Origin of the sequence: Dokdonella sp. (assembly GCF_019634815.1) — a bacterium.
Taxonomy (GTDB): domain Bacteria; phylum Pseudomonadota; class Gammaproteobacteria; order Xanthomonadales; family Rhodanobacteraceae; genus Dokdonella_A.
Map to the genome: position 1 here is coordinate 14,248 of NZ_JAHCAP010000032.1, position 17,383 is coordinate 31,630.

General features: G+C 63.0%; 15 protein-coding genes. 11 read left to right on the forward strand and 4 right to left on the reverse strand.

Features of this window, described 5'->3' with window-relative positions; all coding sequences use genetic code 11:
- Positions 1-64: 64 nt before the first annotated feature.
- The 4 genes from rplQ to KF759_RS13150 all read left to right on the forward strand — a co-directional run bounded on the left by rplQ (position 65) and on the right by KF759_RS13150 (position 3,901).
- Positions 65-454 (forward strand): 50S ribosomal protein L17, encoded by a 390-nt coding sequence (gene rplQ / locus KF759_RS13135; RefSeq protein ID WP_291226253.1) that lies wholly within the window; start codon positions 65-67, stop codon positions 452-454.
- A complete protein-coding gene (locus tag KF759_RS13140; RefSeq protein WP_291226255.1) occupies positions 451-1,734 on the forward strand; it encodes a hypothetical protein in 1,284 nt (427 codons plus the stop codon). The genes rplQ and KF759_RS13140 overlap by 4 nt, the downstream gene beginning before the upstream one ends.
- Before the next feature lie 189 nt (positions 1,735-1,923).
- Positions 1,924-2,454 carry a disulfide bond formation protein B gene (locus KF759_RS13145; RefSeq protein ID WP_291226257.1) on the forward strand — a complete coding sequence of 177 codons (531 nt, stop codon included), beginning with the start codon at positions 1,924-1,926 and terminating at the stop codon, positions 2,452-2,454.
- Positions 2,455-2,509: 55 nt separating this feature from the next.
- Positions 2,510-3,901 carry a 3-deoxy-7-phosphoheptulonate synthase class II gene (locus KF759_RS13150; RefSeq protein WP_291226259.1) on the forward strand — a complete coding sequence of 464 codons (1,392 nt, stop codon included), beginning with the start codon at positions 2,510-2,512 and terminating at the stop codon, positions 3,899-3,901.
- A gap of 9 nt (positions 3,902-3,910) precedes the next feature.
- On the opposite strand, the gene typA is transcribed toward KF759_RS13150, so the two are convergent.
- Complete coding sequence (gene typA, locus KF759_RS13155) at positions 3,911-5,743, reverse strand: translational GTPase TypA (RefSeq protein ID WP_291226261.1); 1,833 nt, start codon at positions 5,741-5,743, stop codon at positions 3,911-3,913.
- Positions 5,744-5,979: 236 nt separating this feature from the next.
- Between typA and KF759_RS13160 the strand changes: the two genes are divergently transcribed.
- Positions 5,980-6,507 carry a peptidylprolyl isomerase gene (locus KF759_RS13160; RefSeq protein ID WP_291226263.1) on the forward strand — a complete coding sequence of 176 codons (528 nt, stop codon included), beginning with the start codon at positions 5,980-5,982 and terminating at the stop codon, positions 6,505-6,507.
- Between the two features lie 64 nt (positions 6,508-6,571).
- On the opposite strand, the gene KF759_RS13165 is transcribed toward KF759_RS13160, so the two are convergent.
- Together KF759_RS13165 and KF759_RS13170 are read right to left on the reverse strand one after the other, a co-directional pair.
- Complete coding sequence (locus tag KF759_RS13165) at positions 6,572-6,832, reverse strand: GlsB/YeaQ/YmgE family stress response membrane protein (protein WP_291226265.1); 261 nt, start codon at positions 6,830-6,832, stop codon at positions 6,572-6,574.
- Positions 6,833-6,918: 86 nt separating this feature from the next.
- Positions 6,919-7,623 (reverse strand): TetR/AcrR family transcriptional regulator, encoded by a 705-nt coding sequence (locus KF759_RS13170; protein WP_291226280.1) that lies wholly within the window; start codon positions 7,621-7,623, stop codon positions 6,919-6,921.
- Here KF759_RS13170 and KF759_RS13175 point away from each other — a divergent pair.
- The 5 genes from KF759_RS13175 to KF759_RS13195 all read left to right on the forward strand — a co-directional run bounded on the left by KF759_RS13175 (position 7,622) and on the right by KF759_RS13195 (position 14,835).
- Positions 7,622-9,082, forward strand: coding sequence for a coniferyl aldehyde dehydrogenase (locus KF759_RS13175; protein ID WP_291226266.1), 1,461 nt, complete (start codon positions 7,622-7,624; stop codon positions 9,080-9,082). The genes KF759_RS13170 and KF759_RS13175 overlap by 2 nt on opposite strands.
- A 21-nt stretch (positions 9,083-9,103) precedes the next feature.
- Positions 9,104-10,360, forward strand: coding sequence for an aminotransferase class I/II-fold pyridoxal phosphate-dependent enzyme (locus KF759_RS13180; RefSeq protein WP_291226268.1), 1,257 nt, complete (start codon positions 9,104-9,106; stop codon positions 10,358-10,360).
- Between the two features lie 4 nt (positions 10,361-10,364).
- Positions 10,365-10,730 carry a glutaredoxin domain-containing protein gene (locus KF759_RS13185; protein WP_291226270.1) on the forward strand — a complete coding sequence of 122 codons (366 nt, stop codon included), beginning with the start codon at positions 10,365-10,367 and terminating at the stop codon, positions 10,728-10,730.
- Between the two features lie 30 nt (positions 10,731-10,760).
- The gene (locus tag KF759_RS13190; RefSeq protein WP_291226271.1) at positions 10,761-11,747 is read left to right on the forward strand and encodes a malate dehydrogenase; all 987 of its coding nucleotides are present in this window, start codon (positions 10,761-10,763) and stop codon (positions 11,745-11,747) included.
- Positions 11,748-12,015: 268 nt separating this feature from the next.
- Positions 12,016-14,835 (forward strand): EAL domain-containing protein, encoded by a 2,820-nt coding sequence (locus KF759_RS13195; RefSeq protein WP_291226272.1) that lies wholly within the window; start codon positions 12,016-12,018, stop codon positions 14,833-14,835.
- A 23-nt stretch (positions 14,836-14,858) separates the two neighbouring features.
- On the opposite strand, the gene KF759_RS13200 is transcribed toward KF759_RS13195, so the two are convergent.
- The gene (locus KF759_RS13200) at positions 14,859-16,211 is read right to left on the reverse strand and encodes a dicarboxylate/amino acid:cation symporter (protein ID WP_291226274.1); all 1,353 of its coding nucleotides are present in this window, start codon (positions 16,209-16,211) and stop codon (positions 14,859-14,861) included.
- Positions 16,212-16,372: 161 nt separating this feature from the next.
- Between KF759_RS13200 and prpB the strand changes: the two genes are divergently transcribed.
- Entirely contained in the window at positions 16,373-17,257 is an 885-nt protein-coding gene (gene prpB / locus KF759_RS13205) for a methylisocitrate lyase (RefSeq protein ID WP_291226276.1), read from the forward strand.
- Positions 17,258-17,383: the final 126 nt, after the last annotated feature.

Sequence of the window (17,383 nt, forward strand, 5' to 3'; positions counted from 1 at the left end):
GAAACCGCGGGACCCGGGCCATGATTGCCGGTTTCCCATAACAATCAAGTCCGAGGAATTCGTCATGCGCCACCAGAAATCCGGCCGCAAATTCAACCGTACCAGCAGCCACCGCGAAGCCATGTTCAAGAACATGGCTTCGTCGCTGTTCAAGCACGAACTCATCCGCACCACCTTGCCCAAGGCCAAGGAACTCCGTCGCGTGGCTGAGCCGCTGATCACGCTCGCCAAGACCGATGGTGTGGCCAATCGCCGTCTGGCATTCGCGCGCCTGCGCGACAAGCAGGCGGTCGGCAAGCTGTTCGTCGAATTGGGTCCGCGTTATCGCGAGCGCAAGGGCGGTTACCTGCGCATCCTCAAGTGCGGCTTCCGCGTCGGTGACAATGCGCCGATGGCCTATGTCGAACTGGTCGATCGCCCGCGCACTGACGCGGCGACGCCGGCGGAAGATTGAGCGAGGTCACATCCAAGCGCGAAGAGCCCCGGCCTGTCCGGGGTTTTTCGTTTCTGGACAATGCGCGCGCCAGCGGTGCGCACGCATGGCTGCTCGGAATCGGTTGCGCCATCCTCTATCTGGCATCGATTCTTCTTCTGCGTTGGCAGGCGCCATATACCGACGAGATCATCCATTACGCGCAGATCTGGCTGTTTGCCCATGATCGATGGCGAGTGCTGGCGGATCTGACCACGATTCCCGGCTATCACCTGTTGGTGGCTGGCCTGCTCGATGGATCCGGCTCGGTTTCACTGCAGGGCGCACGCTTGATCAATGCCTTGTTCGGATTGGTCGCGGTGGCCGGTTTCCACGCCTTGCGTACGCGGCTATGGCCTGGCACGCAGACGCTGGCCAGTGCACAACTGCTGCTGCTGCCGATCCTGGCGCCGTTGTTTTTTCTCGTCTACACCGACGTTCTGGCACTGGCCTTGCTGCTGTGGGCGCTTTGGGCTTGCATCGGGGGGCGGCATTGGCTCGCGGCAATCTTGCTCACTGGTGTGGTTTTCGTGCGTCAGCATGAGGTCGTTTGGGGCGGACTGCTGGCCCTGGTCGCCATCGGCGAAAACCAATGGCGCGTGTCATTGAAGCAATGGCGTGCGACGCTCGTGCGGCTGTTGCCCTATGCGTTGCCTGCGCTCGTCTTCCTGATTTTCTGGGCCTGGAATGGCTCGATCTCCTTGTCGCGCGGCCAGGCTGCCCTGCATCCGGATTTCAGCTTTCATGGTGGCAATCTGCTGTTTGCGCTGCTCGTATTCACTGTGCTGCTGCCACTCCAGACCGCTGCCAATTTCGCCGCCGCCTGGCGTCGATCTGGAACTCGCTGGTGGTTCGTGCCGGGCCTGCTTGTCATTGCGGTCGGCTTTTGGCTGCTGTTTCGCGCCGACAATCCTTACAACAGCGCCATCCCGCAGCTGTATCTGCACAACCGGATTCCGCAATTGCTTGCACAGGATGGCTGGGTGCGGGCGGTTGCGGGATTGCTGGCCGCCATGGCAGTTGCGGCGCTTTCCTCGATTTCCTTGCGGCCACTGCGGGCGCGCTGGTTTTTTTCATTGGCGGCGCTGTTCCTTGCGGCATCGTGGCTGGTCGAGCTGCGCTACGTGATGGTGCCGTTCGTGCTTTGGCTTGCATTGCGCGAATCGCGCGGGCGCCTTTTCGAATGGATCACCCTGGCGTATTGGGGCGGATTGTCGTGCGGTCTGATGTGGGCGATCCTGACCCGGCGTTTGTTCCTGTGAGGTGCGCCCGACGGGGCAATGACGTGCATGAGCCCGGCGCACTTTTGCGGCGCTGGCAGGTCTGAATCATTCGCCTGCGGTGGCATGGACAAGCGCGGGAGAGATGAATTCCCCGACGTCCGCCCAAGGATCACCAGTGTCGCCGCGAGGGCCTGATAGACTTGCCCGTTGAAGTTGTCCGGAGTCCCTATGAGACCCAATCCTTTCAAGTGGTCTTTTCGTGCCCAGTATCTGCTCGGTGCGGCCGTCTGCTTTGGCCTCGTCGCCTTTGCCTATTTCTGGGTCGAACTGCATCAAGGGATCACGCCTTGCCCCAAGTGCATGTTCCAGCGCGGCGCCTTTGTCGGCATGGGCGCCTTCTTCTTGTTTGGCGCGATGCACGGACCGGGCAAGATCGGTCGGCGCGTCTACGCGATTCTCGTGGCAGCGTTTGCATTGGTCGGTGCCGTTATTGCCATTGAGCATTTGCATATGCAGTTTTCGCCACCGGATCCGTTCGCTTCATGCGGAATGGATTTCTACACCTTGTTCGACAACCGCTTCCCGCTGTCGCAGGCGATTCGCAAGGCATTCATGGCTTCGGGCGATTGTTCGGATGCGCATTGGCGCCTGCTGGGCATCACCATGCCGGGCTGGACCTTGATTTGCTACCTGATCCTCGGTGGTGGCGCGCTGTGGTCCGGGTTCCGCAAGCGCACAATCAGGATCTTCGGCCCATAGGCGCTTGCGTTGCGCTGTGGCATGATCGATTTTCCGCAGCGCAACAAGTGCAGACATGGCGAGCATCGTCGAAGAACCCGTGAGCATTCCCACCTCAACTTCGGACAGCGCATGGGCGCCGGCGTCCTGGCGAGGGCGGCCCACGCTGCAGCAGCCGACGTATACCGACGCAGCTGAACTCGAGCAGGCACTGATCAAGCTCAGCCAGTTGCCGCCACTGGTGACTTCGTGGGAGATCTTTCGCCTCAAGGAACTGCTCGCCGAAGCAGCCGCAGGCAAGCGCTTCCTGCTGCAGGGGGGCGACTGCGCCGAAACATTCGATGATTGCAGTTCACCGCTGATCTCCAATCGCCTCAAAGTCATGTTGCAGATGAGCCTGGTGCTCGTGCATGGCTTGCAGATGCCGGTGGTGCGCGTGGGTCGTTTTGCCGGCCAGTATGCCAAGCCGCGTTCGGCGGACCTGGAGACGCGTGATGGTGTTTCGCTGCCGAGCTACCGTGGCGAGCTCGTCAACGATGCCGCGTTCAATGCGGCTGCGCGGCGCGCCGATCCGCAACGCTTGATTCGCGGCCACGCCCATTCGGCGATGACAATGAATTTCGTGCGGGCGCTGATCGATGGCGGTTTCGCCGACCTGCATCACCCCGAGTATTGGGACTTGGCCTGGGTCAGGCATTCGCCGCTGCAGGACGAGTATGGACGCATGGTCGAGGGGATTGGTGCGGCCTTGCGGTTCATGGAAACACTCGCGGGGCAGCCGATCGGAAGCTATCAACGGGTGGATTTCTACACTTCGCATGAAGCGCTGGTATTGCATTACGAAGAAGCGCTGACACGCCAGGTGCCGCGTCAGGATGGCTGGTTCAATCTGTCCACGCATTTCCCCTGGATCGGCATGCGTACCGCCCAGCTCGATGGCGGCCATGTCGAATACTTCCGCGGCATTCGCAATCCGGTGGCGGTGAAGATCGGGCCATCGGTGACGCCCGACCAGTTGCTGCGCTTGTGCGATGCGCTCGATCCGCGGCGCGCGCCCGGCCGCCTGACGCTGATCCATCGCATGGGCGCCGACAAGATCGAGCAGGCCCTGCCGCCCTTGCTGGCGGCGGTACATCGAGCGGGGCGTGCGCCACTTTGGGTGTGCGATCCGATGCACGGCAACACCGAGTCGGTTTCCAACGGCTACAAGACGCGTCGCTTCGGCAACATCCGCCGTGAGCTGGATTGTGCATTCGACGTGCATGCCGCGTCCGGCACGCATCTGGGCGGTGTGCATCTGGAACTGACCGGAGAGAACGTCACCGAATGCCTGGGCGGCGCGCGCGACCTGACCGAAAACGATCTCGCGCGCGCCTACAAGTCGACGGTCGATCCGCGCCTGAACTACGAGCAGTCGCTGGAGCTGGCGATGCTGATCGTGCGCAAGCGCGGCAGCGCTCGCGCCTGACCATGAACCTCACGCCGCTTGGCGTGAGGCGCGCTTGCGGTCGTTTTCGGTGAGATGTTTCTTGCGCAGGCGGATCGCCTTGGGCGTGACCTCGACCAGCTCGTCGTCCTCGATGAACTCCAGCGCCTGCTCCAGTGACATGCGGATCGGCGGCGTGAGCTGCACGTTGTCGTCTTTGCCTGCCGCGCGGATGTTGGTGAGCTGCTTGGCGCGCAGGGCGTTGACGGTGAGGTCATTGTCCTTGGCGTGGATGCCGACCAGCTGGCCTTCGTAGATTTCGTCTCCTTCACCCACCAGGAGGCGCCCACGTTCCTGCAGGCCGACCAGTGCATAGGCTGGTGCCGGTCCCTGACCGTTGGAAATCATCACGCCATTGGGGCGCTTGGCAATCGCACCTTCTGAGCGCGGGCCATAGTGGTCGAAGACATGGAACAGCAGGCCGGTGCCCGCGGTGAGCGTGCGGAACTCGGTCTGGAAGCCGATCAGGCCACGCGCGGGAATCATGTAATCCAGGCGTACGCGGCCCTTGCCGTCGGGTTCCATCCCGGTGAGTTGGCCGCGGCGCATCCCCAGTCGTTCCATCACGCCGCCCTGGAACTGCTCTTCCATGTCGACCACGAGCTGTTCGATCGGCTCACTGGATACGCCATCGATGTCCTTGATGATGACCTCCGGGCGCGACACGGCCAGCTCGTAACCTTCGCGGCGCATGGTTTCGATCAGCACCGACAGATGCAATTCACCACGACCGGAGACCTTGAACTTGTCAGGATCGTCGGTTTCCTCCACCCGCAGCGCGACGTTGTGCAGGGTCTCGCGCATGAGACGATCGCGGATCTGGCGACTGGTGAGAAACTTGCCGCCGCTGTGCTCCTTCTGGCCTGCGAACGGCGAATTGTTGACCTGGAAGGTCATGCTGATGGTCGGTTCGTCGACCGTGAGTACCGGCAACTGCTCGGGCGCTTCGGGCGCGCAGACCGTGTCGGAGATGCCGATCGCTTCGATGCCGTTGATGGCGACGATGTCGCCTGCTTCGGCTTCGGCAACTTCCTTGCGCTCCAGACCCATGAAACCGAGGACCTGCAGCACCTTGGCGTTGCGCTTCTTGCCATGACGGTCGACGATCGTCACCGGCATGTTGGTGCGCACCTTGCCGCGTTGGATGCGGCCGATGCCGATCAGGCCGACATAGCTGGAATAGTCGAGTTGGCTGATGCGCATCTGGAACGGGCCATCGGCGTCGACCGGCGGCTTGGGCACGTGCTGCATGATCGCCTCGTACAGCGGCGTCATGTCACCCTCGCGCACGTTCTCGTCCAGGCCCGCATAGCCGTTCAGGCCCGAGGCGTAGACGACCGGGAAATCGAGCTGCTCGTTGGTGGCGCCGAGGCGATCGAACAAGTCGAAAGTCTGGTCGAGTACCCAGCTCGGTCGCGCGCCCGGACGATCGACCTTGTTGATCACGACGATCGGTTTGAAACCCATTTGGAACGCCTTCTGCGTCACGAAGCGCGTTTGCGGCATGGGACCGTCCATCGCATCGACCAGCAGCAGCACTGAATCGACCATGCTCAGCACGCGTTCCACTTCGCCGCCGAAATCCGCGTGGCCGGGCGTGTCGACGATGTTGATGCGGTTGCCGCGCCACGCGATCGCAGTGTTCTTGGCCAGGATCGTGATGCCGCGTTCCTTTTCCTGGTCATTGCTGTCCATCACGCGTTCGGCCAGCACGGTGCGCTCGTTGAGCGTGCCCGACTGCTTGAGCAACTGGTCGACGAGAGTGGTCTTGCCGTGGTCGACGTGGGCGACGATGGCGATGTTGCGGAGGTTTTCGATGGACATGCGAATGGGCGGCGCCAATGACGGCCCGCCTGGCTGAAAGGTCAAGCGGTCAAGTATACGGTTTCCGCCATTGCGGCGCAGCAATCGGCTTGCGATGAGGGCGGCGCACGATCCGCGGCCTGCCAAGGCCCGGCGGCGAAGCGTGGGCAAAGCGATGGAATCGGCTGGCCCGGTTGGGTCGGTGCGCGGCGGCCCTCGGGTATGATCGCGTTCCTTTCACTTGCACGGCAGCGTCCATGAGCAATGACTTGATCGCCAACATCCAGACTTCCAAGGGCCTGATTCGCGTGCGCCTGTTTGCCGAGCAAACGCCGGTCACGGTCGCCAGTTTCGTCAACCTCGCCCAACGCGGCTATTACGATGGCCTGAATTTCCACAGGGTGATTGCCGATTTCATGATCCAGGGCGGTTGCCCGCACGGCAGCGGTACCGGTGGCCCCGGCTACAAGTTCGAAGACGAGACGCGCGCGGACCTCAAGCATGACCGCGGCGGCATCCTGTCGATGGCCAATGCCGGCCCACGTACCAATGGCAGCCAGTTCTTCATCACCCATGTAGCCACGCCGTGGCTTGATGGCAAGCACACCGTATTCGGTGCAGTGGTCGATGCCAGCGACAAGACGGTCGTCGACCAGATCCGCGGCGGCGACAAGATCGAATCGATCAGGATTTCCGGTGATGCGGCACCGCTGCTGGCCGCACAACAGGCGCGGGTCGAGCAGTGGAATGCCGCGCTCGATGCGGCCGGATTCACGGCTCGCTGAAGCGCGCAGGAAACGGGATCACAGGCAAACGGCGCTCCGCGCAATGCGGAGCGCCGTTGTCGTTTCAGGCCTTGCGCTGGAACGCGCGATAGACGGCCAGCAGGATCAGCGAGCCGATCACGCCGCCGATGAAGCCCGAAGGCTGGATGGTGCCGCCGATCGGACCGGTGTGGAACACGAGATTGCTGAGGAAACCGCCGACGAACATGCCAGCAACGCCAAGCAGGGCCGTGACGATGAAACCACCCGGATCCTTGCCCGGCATCAGGAACTTGGCGACGAAGCCGACGACCAGACCAACCAGAAACATCCACAACCAGGACATGGCAACTCCACGGGTCGGAAAAGCAGCCACGAATCTAGCGCAAGAACGGCGTGAAGGGTGTGACAAATCGTGTGCGGCTTGTTCGGTCAGCGCAGATTGCGAAGGCCGGCGAGGAAAATCCTGGCGGCGGTGTCGACCAGCGTGTTCGCATCCATGGCCAGATTCAGATGTGCGTCGAGACGACGGTCAAGCGCCAATCTGGCCACACCATGCGCCATCGCCCAGGCTGCGAGCGCCTCGTTGATCGCCGGGGCGGCAACCCCGAGGGCAAGGAGGGTCTCCTGCAGGTTCGCAAACACCGCCTGTGAAACCTCCAGCAATTGTGGATGGCCAGTCTTGTCGAGCGCGTCGCCGAACATCAAGCGCCACAACTGCGGACGGTCGCTCGCGAACTCGACATAGGTTGCCGCCATCGCGGTGAATCGCGCCTCGGGTTCGGCGATGGCCGGCAGATGTGCGAAACGCTGTTCGAGCTCCCGGAAGCCGCTGGTGGCGAGATCGGCCAGCAGGGCATCCAGATTGGCATAGTGACGATACGGAGCGGCATGCGAGACACCAACGCGGCGCGCGATTTCGCGCATGCCGACGGCGCCGATGCCGGCATCGCAGAGTTGTTCGTGGGCGGCATCGAGAAGGGCCTGGCGCAGGTTGCCGTGGTGGTAGTCACCCGAGCTGGGGCGCATGGCGGGAGGTTTGCGGGAGCGGGTCATTCGAGTAGGGTAGGAGGCAATGTTGACAACGTCAACATTGCCCGTTAGGGTGGCCGGGATCCACCCAGCAGAGATGAACATGCCCGCCACTGCACGCCTCGAGACCACGCCCATCGGCGCGCCCGCCATAGACGAGCGCATGCAGTCGATCCTGCGTGCCCAGCAGGACGCATTCCGGATCGACATGAATCCCACGCGCGAGCTGCGTCTTGATCGCCTTGCTCGTATCGAACGCCTGCTCGATGCCGATGCCGAACGCGAATTCGCGGCGCGCATCGCCGAAGATTTCGGCAATCGCAGCATGGTGGAAACGGTGCTGGCCGAATCGATCTTCACGCGGGCGGCGATCAAACATACGCGCCGTCACCTCAGGGCCTGGATGAAGCCGCGTCGCGTTCCCACCGCGATGACCTATTGGCCGGGGCGCTCGCGCCTGCGGTGTCAGCCTCTGGGCGTGGTCGGGATCATTTCACCGTGGAACTATCCGCTCCAGCTGACCTTGGCGCCGCTGGTGGCGGCTCTGGCTGCTGGCAATCGCGCAATGGTGAAGCCTTCCGAACTGACTGCGCGGTTTGCCCAGGCGCTGCAGCAGCGCATCGCCAATGTCTTCGCGCCGGAAGAGGTCGCGATCGTCACGGGCGATGCCACTGTCGGCAAGGGGTTTGCGGCGCTGCCCTTCGATCATCTGGTGTTCACCGGCTCGACCGCGGTGGGGCGCCTGGTGGCGCAGGCGGCAGCAAGAAATCTCACCCCCGTCACGCTTGAACTGGGTGGCAAGTCGCCAGTGGTCATCGACGCCTCGGCCGATCTGCCGCTGGCTGCGGAGCGCATCGCCTTCGGCAAGCTGCTCAATGCCGGCCAGACCTGCATTGCGCCCGACTACGTACTGGTGCCGTCGGCAATCAAAGACGCCTTCATCGCCGCCTTGCGTGCAGCGATGACGCGCATGTATCCGCGTTTTCAAGGCAATCCCGACTACACCAGCATCGTCAGTGATGGCCATCATCAACGCTTGCGCGAGCTCGTGGCCGATGCGCAGGCGCGCGGAGCGCAGGTCATTTCCCTTGCTTCGGCAGACGAAGAACCTGATCCGTCCACGCGTCAGTTGGCGCCCAGTGTGTTGCTCGGCGTCGATGACACGATGCGGGTGATGCAGGAAGAAATCTTCGGCCCATTGCTGCCGGTGGTGACTTGCGACTCGACCCAGGCCGCGATCGATTACGTCAATGCTCGTGAGCGGCCGCTCGCGCTGTATTGGTTCGGCAGCGATCGCGTTTCGCGCGAGCGCGTGCTCACGCAAACGATTTCCGGTGGCGTGACGATCAACGACACCCTGTTGCACGTCGCCCAGGAAGGCTTGCCATTCGGCGGCGTAGGGCCTTCGGGCCAGGGGCACTATCACGGCGAATTCGGCTTCCGCGAACTGTCCAAGGAGAAGCCGGTGTTTTTCCAGTCGCGGTTTTCGGGCGTGCGCCTGCTGTATCCGCCGTATCGTCCGTTCACGGCGAAAATGCTGGAAATCCTCAAGCGGATTTCATAAGCGCGGCGCTGGGTGGCGCGGGTGGCTGTGCTAGAATTCGCGGTTGCCGACAAGGCCTTTCCGTCATCGAGCACCGTCATCATGCCGAATCTCTCGGCGCGCATGAGTCGCGCCAAACCCAGTGCAATCATGGCCGTGGCCGACAAGGCCAAGGCGCTCAAGGCGGCCGGCCGCGACATCGTGAGTTTCTCGATCGGCGTACCCAATTTCCTGCCTGGCGAGCACGTCTACGCGGCGGTACGTGAGGCGCTGTCCAGGGACAGCGGTCAGTACGGGTCCAATCGTGGTGCCGAGCCCTTGCTCGATGCATTCATCAAGCATCTGGAGCAAGGCGGCCTGAATGGTTACGGCCGCAAGAATCTCGCGGTCGGCATCGGCGCCAAGCATGTGCTTTACAACCTTGCCGAAGTGCTGCTCGACCCGGGTGAGACGATCGCCTTCGCGGTGCCGTACTGGACGTCGTATCTGGACATCGCCGAGATCGTCGACGCCAAGGTCAAGCTGATCCCCTGTCCGGCCAGTCAGGACTACAAGATCACGCCTGCCCAGCTCGATGCGGCGCTGCCCGGCGTCAAGGTATTTCTGTTCAACAATCCGAACAATCCGACGGGCATGGCCTATACCAAGGCCGAAGTCGCCGCGCTGGCCGACGTGCTGATCAAGCATCCGGAAGTCTGGGTCATTTGCGACGACATCTACAATCGCATGTTGTTCGACGGCATCGGCTATCACAACTTCGTCAACGCGCGGCCCGAGCTGCGCGATCGCGTGATCCACGTCGATTCCCTGTCCAAGACCTATGGCATGCCGGGCTGGCGCGTGGGCTTCATGGCCGGACCCGAAGTCGTGGCGCAGGCGTTCACCACGATGAACTCCAACCACATCACCAACCTGCCCGAAATCGTCACCGCGGCTGCGGTGGCTGCACTCAGCGGTCCGCAGGACGTGCCGGCGCAGAAGGCGGCCGAGTTTCAGGCGCGCCGCGACCAGGTGCTCGAGACGATGCGCTCGATTCCCGGCGTGGTGTGCCCGCACCCGCAGGGTGCGTTCTACGTATTCCCCGATGTGTCTTGCGCATTCGGCAAGCAGCACAAGGGCGTGAAGATCGACAACGACGTCGATTTGTGCAACGCGCTGCTCGAAGCCAAGGGCGTGGCCTGTGTGCCGGGTTCGGCGTTTGGCGATGCCAATGCCCTGCGCATCTCCTACACCTGTCCGGCGGCGCAGCTTCCCGAAGGTCTCAGGCGCTTCCGCGAGTTTTTCGCCGAGCTCGACTGATTCGATGGAACGACGAACGCTCCTGATCGTGGGTGGCCTGATTGCGCTCGCTGCGATCGGCTGGATTCGCAGCGGACCTCCGGACATGAAGGCGGTACGCAAGGCGGCCGGCGACGAGCCCGTCGTGCTGCTTTCGGCGAGTTGGTGTGGCTATTGCAAGAAGCTGCGTGGCGATCTCGAAAGCTGGCGGGTTCGCTACGTCGAGCTGGACGTGGAAAATGATCCGACCGGGCGTCGGGTCTACGGCCTTGCGCGCGCGCACGGCGTGCCCTTGATGCTGGTTGGCGAGCAGCTGTTCGAAGGCTACCAGCCCGGACCCATTCACCAAGCCATCGCCGATGCCGGCCTGCTCCCGGCGACGGTGCCCTGAATCCTTCGCATCCCAGATGAGGTTCCCAAGATGAAAGCTCCCGTCCGTGTTGCCGTCACCGGTGCTGCCGGCCAGATCGGCTATGCCTTGCTGTTTCGCATTGCCGCGGGCGACATGCTCGGCCCTGACCAGCCGGTGATCCTGCACCTGCTCGAAATCACCCCGGCGCTGCCGGCCCTGCAGGGTGTGGTCATGGAGCTCAATGACTGCGCCTTCCCGACGCTGGCCGGCGTAGTCGCCACCGATGACGTCAACGTCGCATTCAAGGACGTCGATTTCGCCCTGCTGGTCGGCGCGCGTCCGCGCGGCCCGGGCATGGAGCGCAAGGACTTGCTCGAGGCCAATGGCGCCATTTTCGCGCCGCAGGGCAAGGCGCTCAACGCGCACGCCAAGCGCGACGTCAAGGTGCTGGTGGTGGGCAATCCGGCCAACACCAATGCGCTGATCGCGCAGCAAAATGCTCCGGATCTCGATCCGGCCTGTTTCACCGCGATGGTGCGCCTGGATCACAATCGCGCGCTGTCACAGCTTGCCGAGAAGACTGGTACGCACACCACGCAGGTCAAGCGCGTGACGATCTGGGGCAACCACAGTTCGACCCAGTATCCGGACATCCATCACGCCACCATCGCGGGCAAGCCTGCGCTCGAGGTGGTCGATGCGGCCTGGTACAAGGACAGCTTCATCCCGACCGTGCAGCAGCGTGGTGCAGCCATCATCAAGGCGCGTGGCGCTTCGAGTGCCGCTTCGGCTGCCGCCGCCGCAATCGATCACATGCGCAGCTGGGCGCAAGGGACGGCCGAAGGCGATTGGGTGTCGATGGGAATTCCGTCGGACGGCTCCTACGGCATCGCGCCGGGCGTCATTTACGGCTATCCGGTGACGATCAAGGGCGGCAAGTATTCGATCGTGCAGGGGCTTGAGATCAATGCGTTCTCGCGCGAGCGCATGGATGCCACCGAAAAGGAACTGCGCGAGGAACGTGCCGGCGTCGAGGCCTTGTTCGCCCGTCGCTGAGTGCCATTGCAGCCACGCCGCACCCCTGACGGCGTGGTTTTCGCGATTTTTTTGGTCTGCAGGTGCACAGACAGCACGGATTGGGCGTAGGCTTCGGCTTTGAGGAGCCGCGTCCATTCGGGCAGGAGCCAACTTGGCGACAACAGGGGCCAATCCAGATGTTTGGTCGCACGCGGGCAGCAGCGCTGCTGGCGCGCTTGGTTCCGCCGTTTTGAAGCCACCTCTTCGGTCCGACGAATTCAGTTGGCTGCTGCAGCTCAGTGAGGCGGTGAGCCCTCGCTCGGTCGCGCGCCTGGCTGAATCCCTGTCGCGAGTCTGGACCGATGCCGACCAAGCCGTGCTGTTGTGGCGCGACGGCGAACGTCTGGTCTGCGGCACCGATGCGGACATGCTTGACGTGGCGCAATTGGGTGATGCCGCAGAGTTTCTGATCGGCCCGCGCCTGGTGCAGGCTGCGAGCGGCCATCTGATGTTGCGCGTGGCGAGTTCCGCGGTGCTGCTGCTGTATGCCCCCGATGGGCGCGCGCCGCGCGTTGCCGATGGCTTCGTCGACTTCCTGCCCCTGATCGGCGCCCATCTGCAGCGCGTGCTGAAACTCGCCAGTCTGCAGTCCGCGCACCAGCAGTTGCAGCGTTCCGAGGTGTTGCAGCGCGCCTTGTTCGCCATCTCCGATCTGTCTGGTTCGACGCTGGACATGGCGGAAATGCTCGAGCGTATCCACGGCATCGTGCGCACCTTGATGTACGCCGAGAACTTCTACATCGTCCGCCATGATCCCGATCGGCAGACGATGCGGTTCATCTATTTTTCCGACCTTCTCGATACCGAGAACCTGCTTGGCGCCGACATTCCTATGTCGGTGCGGGCCGACACCCTGACCTGGCACGTGCTGGTCGATGGCAAGGCGCTGATGGGCGGCATGGAGCAGATTCGCACTCAGTTGCAGGGACAGCTTTCCGAAGCGGGCCCGGAATGCCATGACTGGCTGGGCGTGCCGGTGCTGCGTGATGGGAAGGCGCGCGGCGCCCTGGTGGTGCAGAGTTACGAAGAAGGCATCCGTTACACCGACGACGACCGCGCGCTGCTCGAATTCGTCGGCACCCACATCTTCACGGCGCTTGAGCGCAAGGAGAGCAAGGATGAGCTCGAGGCACAGGTGCGTCTGCGCACGCTCGAGCTGGCCGAGGCCAACCGCGGCCTGCAGCAGGAAGTGTTTGAACGCGAGCGCGCCGAGCGGCTGCAGGCGAGCCTGTTTCACATCGCCCAGCTGGCTACCGTCGACATCGATGAGGCCGAGTTTTACAAGCGCATGCATCTGGCGGTTGGCGAGCTCATCAACGCGGAAAATTTCTTCATTGGCCTGCTTTCAGAAGACCGCCAGATCCTCAATTTCCCCTATTACGTCGACGGCGGCCTGCAACGTCAGGTTTCGCGTGACATTGGTCGCGGGCTGAGCGAATACGTGATGCGCACGGGGCGTGCGCTGCTTGGATGCCGCGCCGACATCGATCGTCTGGGCTTGCTCGGCGAAGTCGATTTGAGTCGCATAGGTCGGCCGTCATTGTGCTGGCTTGGCGTGCCTTTGCGCGTGGGCGAGGACATCATCGGGCTGGTGGTCGTGCAGAGCTATGCCGAGGAATTCGCCTACGGACCGGCCGATCGCGACCTGCTCGGCTTCGTTGCCCTGCAGATCGCGGCGAGCATTCATCGCCGGCGCGCTGCCGTGGCTTTGCAAAGCGCGAACGTCGACCTCGAACACCGCGTCCACGAGCGCACCCGCGAATTGCGCGAGCAGATCGCCAAGCGCGAGGCGATGCAGAAGCAACTCGAGCATCAGGTGATGCACGATGCGCTCACCGGGCTGCCCAATCGGCGCCTGTTGCGTGACCGGCTGGAAATTGCCTTGCAGCGCGCACGTCGCGAGCGGCACGGCAGCGGGGCGTTGCTCTATCTCGACGTTGATCGCTTCAAAGTGATCAATGACAGCCTGGGGCATCTGGCGGGCGATTGTTTCCTCAAGGAGATCGCCAATCGCCTGCGCGACTGCGTCCGCTTGCCCGACATGGCGGCGCGGATCTCGGGAGACGAGTTTGCCCTGTTCCTCGACGAAGCAGGTTCGGTGGAAGGGGCGGCGGCATTTGCTGCGCGCGCGCTCGACAGCCTCAATCGCGTAATGCACGTGGCCGGCCGCGAACTCGAGCCATCGATCAGCATCGGCATTGCAATGGTCAACGTCAGCTACCAGACGCCAGATGACCTGCTGCGTGCGGCCGACATGGCGCTGTATCGCGCCAAGGAAATGGGGCGCAATCGTTACGTGGTGTTCGATGACCGCCTGTCGAGCACGATGCTGGACGTGCTCGCTCTGGAGGCCGAACTGCGCCGCGGTTTGCAACGGCACGAGTTCATTCCCTATTTCCAGTCGGTGCGCCAGATCGAAACCGGGGAAGTGGTCGGCCACGAGGCGCTGTTGCGCTGGAATCACCCCACGCGCGGCATCCTCGAGCCGGCGCAGTTCGTCAAGGTTGCACAGGACTGCGGCCTGATCGAGGCCATCGACTGGCAACTCTTCGAAAGCGCCTGCCGCACGATGGCGAATGTCGCCGGCGAAACCTTCGTCACCATCAATGTGTCGGCACTGCATTTGCGGCAGGAGGATTTCGACGAACATCTGCTCGAAATGCTTGCGCGCAGCGGCCTGACCCCGTCGCGGCTGATCATCGAGGTCACCGAGGGTTCCTTGCTCGATGACCCGACCGCCGTGCATGCGATCCTTGAACGATTGCGCGTCTCCGGCATCGGCGCCGCACTCGATGATTTCGGCACTGGCTATTCGTCATTGAGCTATCTGCATTCGCTGCCCTTGCGCATGGTCAAGATCGATCGCTCCTTCGTCAGCTCGCTCGACGAAAACCTGATTGCCGCGCGGCCGGTGGTCGGTGCGATCCTCGCCCTTGCCAAGGCGCTTGGCATCGAGGTGATTGCCGAGGGCATCGAGACCCAGCAGCAGTGCGTGGCGCTGCGGGCGATGGGTTGCGGATTGGGGCAGGGCTATCTGTTTGGCTTGCCCGCGCCCGCGGCAAGCTGAGGCGCCCGCTGCGCCGCCGTGATTCAATCAGGTGGCGCGTTCGGTGCCGGCGCCGCATAGGTTTCGGCGAGCAGGCCGGCACGACGCATCTGCTGATCGACGACGACTGCGGTGGCAACATCGCTGCCCACGTTGACCGTGGTGCGCATCATGTCGAGGATGCGGTCCACGCCGATGATGATGCCCAGCCCTTCGGGCGGCACGCCAAAGGTGGTGAGCAAGCCGGCGATCAGGGGCAGCGAGCCGCCCGGAATGCCGGCCACTGCAACGGCGCTGAGCACTGCGAGCAGCATCAGCATCACTTGTTGGCCCAAGGACAGGTCGACGCCGAATACCTGGGCGATGAACAGCACCACGCAACCTTCGAACAGCGCGGTACCACTCATGTTCATCGTGGTGCCCAGCGACAGCACGAAGCTCGAGGTGCTTTCCGAAAGTTTCAGGTCATCGCGGGCCGAGGCGAGCGCCGTCGGCAGGGTTGCGTTGCTCGAACTGGTCGAGAATGCGGTGATCAGCACTGGCCGAATCGTGCGGAAGAACTCCAGGGGCGAGCGTTTTGCCAGGAATCGCATCCACAGCGACATCGTGCCGAACAGGTGCAGCAGGAAGGCAATCGTGCAGCCGATGACGAACCAGGACAGCGCCGCGAGTACGCCCAGTCCCACCTTGACGATCACGCTGTAGATCATCGCAGGTACTGCATAGGGGGCCAGACGCAGTGCGAAATCGACGATTTTCGTCATGATCTCGGCCAGCGTCTCCAAGGCCTCAAGGACTTGTTTGCGTCGCGTGTTGGCAAGGCGTGTGGCCGCCGCGCCGAACAGGATCGCGAACAGGATCAACGGCAACACCTCGCCTATCGAGCCACGCTCATGTCCGGCGATCGCACCAAGCAGGTTGCGTGGCATGAACATGTCGACCACCAGTGACAGGCTCATCGCTGGTTGCGTTGCGCCACGTTCGGCAATGCTTTGCGCGGCCCCGCCGTACTCGCTCATCAACTGTGCGGTAGCGGCTTGCGGCAGGTGCCGCCCTGGTTCGAGCAGGTTCATCATCAGCAGGCCAATGGTGACGCCAATGGCCATGTTGGTGAAGAACACGGCGAAGGTGCGCAAGGCCAGTGGGCCGAGGCGGTCGGGCCGGCCCAATTGCACCACGCCCGCAGTGAGTGAGGCGAAGACCAGCGGCATCACCACGAAAAACAGCATGCGCAGGAAGACCTGACCGAACGGGTCGAACACCGCGGTCGAAACCTTGCGCATGAGGTCGAGGGTCGGCGCATGGAAGTGGCCGATGCCCAAGGTCAGCAGGGCGGCGACGATGCCAATCGCCATGCCGATGAGGATGCGGTTTGCAAGTGGGACGGGTTTGCTCATCGTCTGCAATTTACGTGGCCGCGGGCCCGGAGTCACGCATCGGAACCGGCGCGCGGACAACTTGACGCAGAACCTGGTGCCGGGCTGCGCCCGCGATCCCATGCGCAGAGCGAGCCTGGTGCGGCGATCGGCTAGAATATGCAGTCCCCAAGGAGTCGCCGATGGCCCCCATTGCATCCGCTGGTGCGCGCTTTCGCGCCGCCGTTGCCGAGGAAAGTCCACTGCAGGTCGTGGGTACCGTGACCGCCTATGCGGGCCTGATGGCGCGCCGCGTCGGTTATCGCGCGCTGTACCTTTCCGGCGGCGGCGTGGCCGCCAATTCGCTGGGCGTGCCCGATCTGGGCATTTCGACGATGGAGGATGTGCTGATCGACGCACGCCGTATCGTCGATGCGACCGCCTTGCCACTCCTGGTTGACATCGACACCGGCTGGGGCGGGGCGTTCAACATCGCCCGCACGATTCGCAGTTTCGAACGCATCGGCGTGGCCGCCGTGCACATGGAGGACCAGGTCGGCCAAAAACGCTGTGGCCACCGGCCCGGCAAGGAAGTGGTATCGAAAGAGGAAATGGTCGATCGCGTCAAGGCGGCGGTCGACGCGCGGCTCGACCGTGACTTCGTGGTGATGGCGCGCACCGACGCGGCGGCAGTCGAAGGCGTCGATGCCGCGATCGAGCGTGCGGTTGCTTATGTCGAGGCCGGTGCCGACATGGTCTTCCCCGAGGCCATGAAATCACTCGACGACTATCGGCGCTTCAAGGCGGCGGTCAAGGTGCCGATCCTCGCCAATCTCACCGAGTTCGGATCAACGCCGTTCTTCACCACCGCCCAATTGCAAGAGGCAGGCGTCGACATCGCGTTGTATTGCTGCGGCGCATATCGGGCGATGAACAAGGCCGCTCTCAACGTCTACGAAACGATTCGCCGCGACGGCACCCAGCAGGCCGCGTTGCCGACGATGCAGACCCGAGAGGAGCTCTACGATTTTCTCGGCTATCACGACTACGAGCGCAAGCTCGACGCGCTGTTTGCGCGAAATCCATGAAACAGCGTCATCCCGGCCGCGAGGCGGGAAGTCATCCAGAAATCTGCGGAGAAGCCGGACATGAGTGAAAACACCGTAGCGTTCAAACCCAAGAAGTCGGTGGCATTGTCAGGAGTCGCGGCGGGT

Coding starts and splice junctions, on each gene's coding strand:
- KF759_RS13145 (WP_291226257.1), top strand. CDS start 1,924: ATGAGACCCAATCCTTTCAAGTGGTCTTTTCGTGCCCAGTATCTGCTC.
- KF759_RS13185 (WP_291226270.1), top strand. CDS start 10,365: ATGGAACGACGAACGCTCCTGATCGTGGGTGGCCTGATTGCGCTCGCT.
- KF759_RS13160 (WP_291226263.1), top strand. CDS start 5,980: ATGAGCAATGACTTGATCGCCAACATCCAGACTTCCAAGGGCCTGATT.
- KF759_RS13200 (WP_291226274.1), bottom strand. CDS start 16,211: ATGAGCAAACCCGTCCCACTTGCAAACCGCATCCTCATCGGCATGGCG.
- prpB (WP_291226276.1), top strand. CDS start 16,373: ATGGCCCCCATTGCATCCGCTGGTGCGCGCTTTCGCGCCGCCGTTGCC.
- KF759_RS13175 (WP_291226266.1), top strand. CDS start 7,622: ATGCCCGCCACTGCACGCCTCGAGACCACGCCCATCGGCGCGCCCGCC.
- KF759_RS13170 (WP_291226280.1), bottom strand. CDS start 7,623: ATGTTCATCTCTGCTGGGTGGATCCCGGCCACCCTAACGGGCAATGTT.
- KF759_RS13190 (WP_291226271.1), top strand. CDS start 10,761: ATGAAAGCTCCCGTCCGTGTTGCCGTCACCGGTGCTGCCGGCCAGATC.
- KF759_RS13165 (WP_291226265.1), bottom strand. CDS start 6,832: ATGTCCTGGTTGTGGATGTTTCTGGTTGGTCTGGTCGTCGGCTTCGTC.
- typA (WP_291226261.1), bottom strand. CDS start 5,743: ATGTCCATCGAAAACCTCCGCAACATCGCCATCGTCGCCCACGTCGAC.
- KF759_RS13150 (WP_291226259.1), top strand. CDS start 2,510: ATGGCGAGCATCGTCGAAGAACCCGTGAGCATTCCCACCTCAACTTCG.
- rplQ (WP_291226253.1), top strand. CDS start 65: ATGCGCCACCAGAAATCCGGCCGCAAATTCAACCGTACCAGCAGCCAC.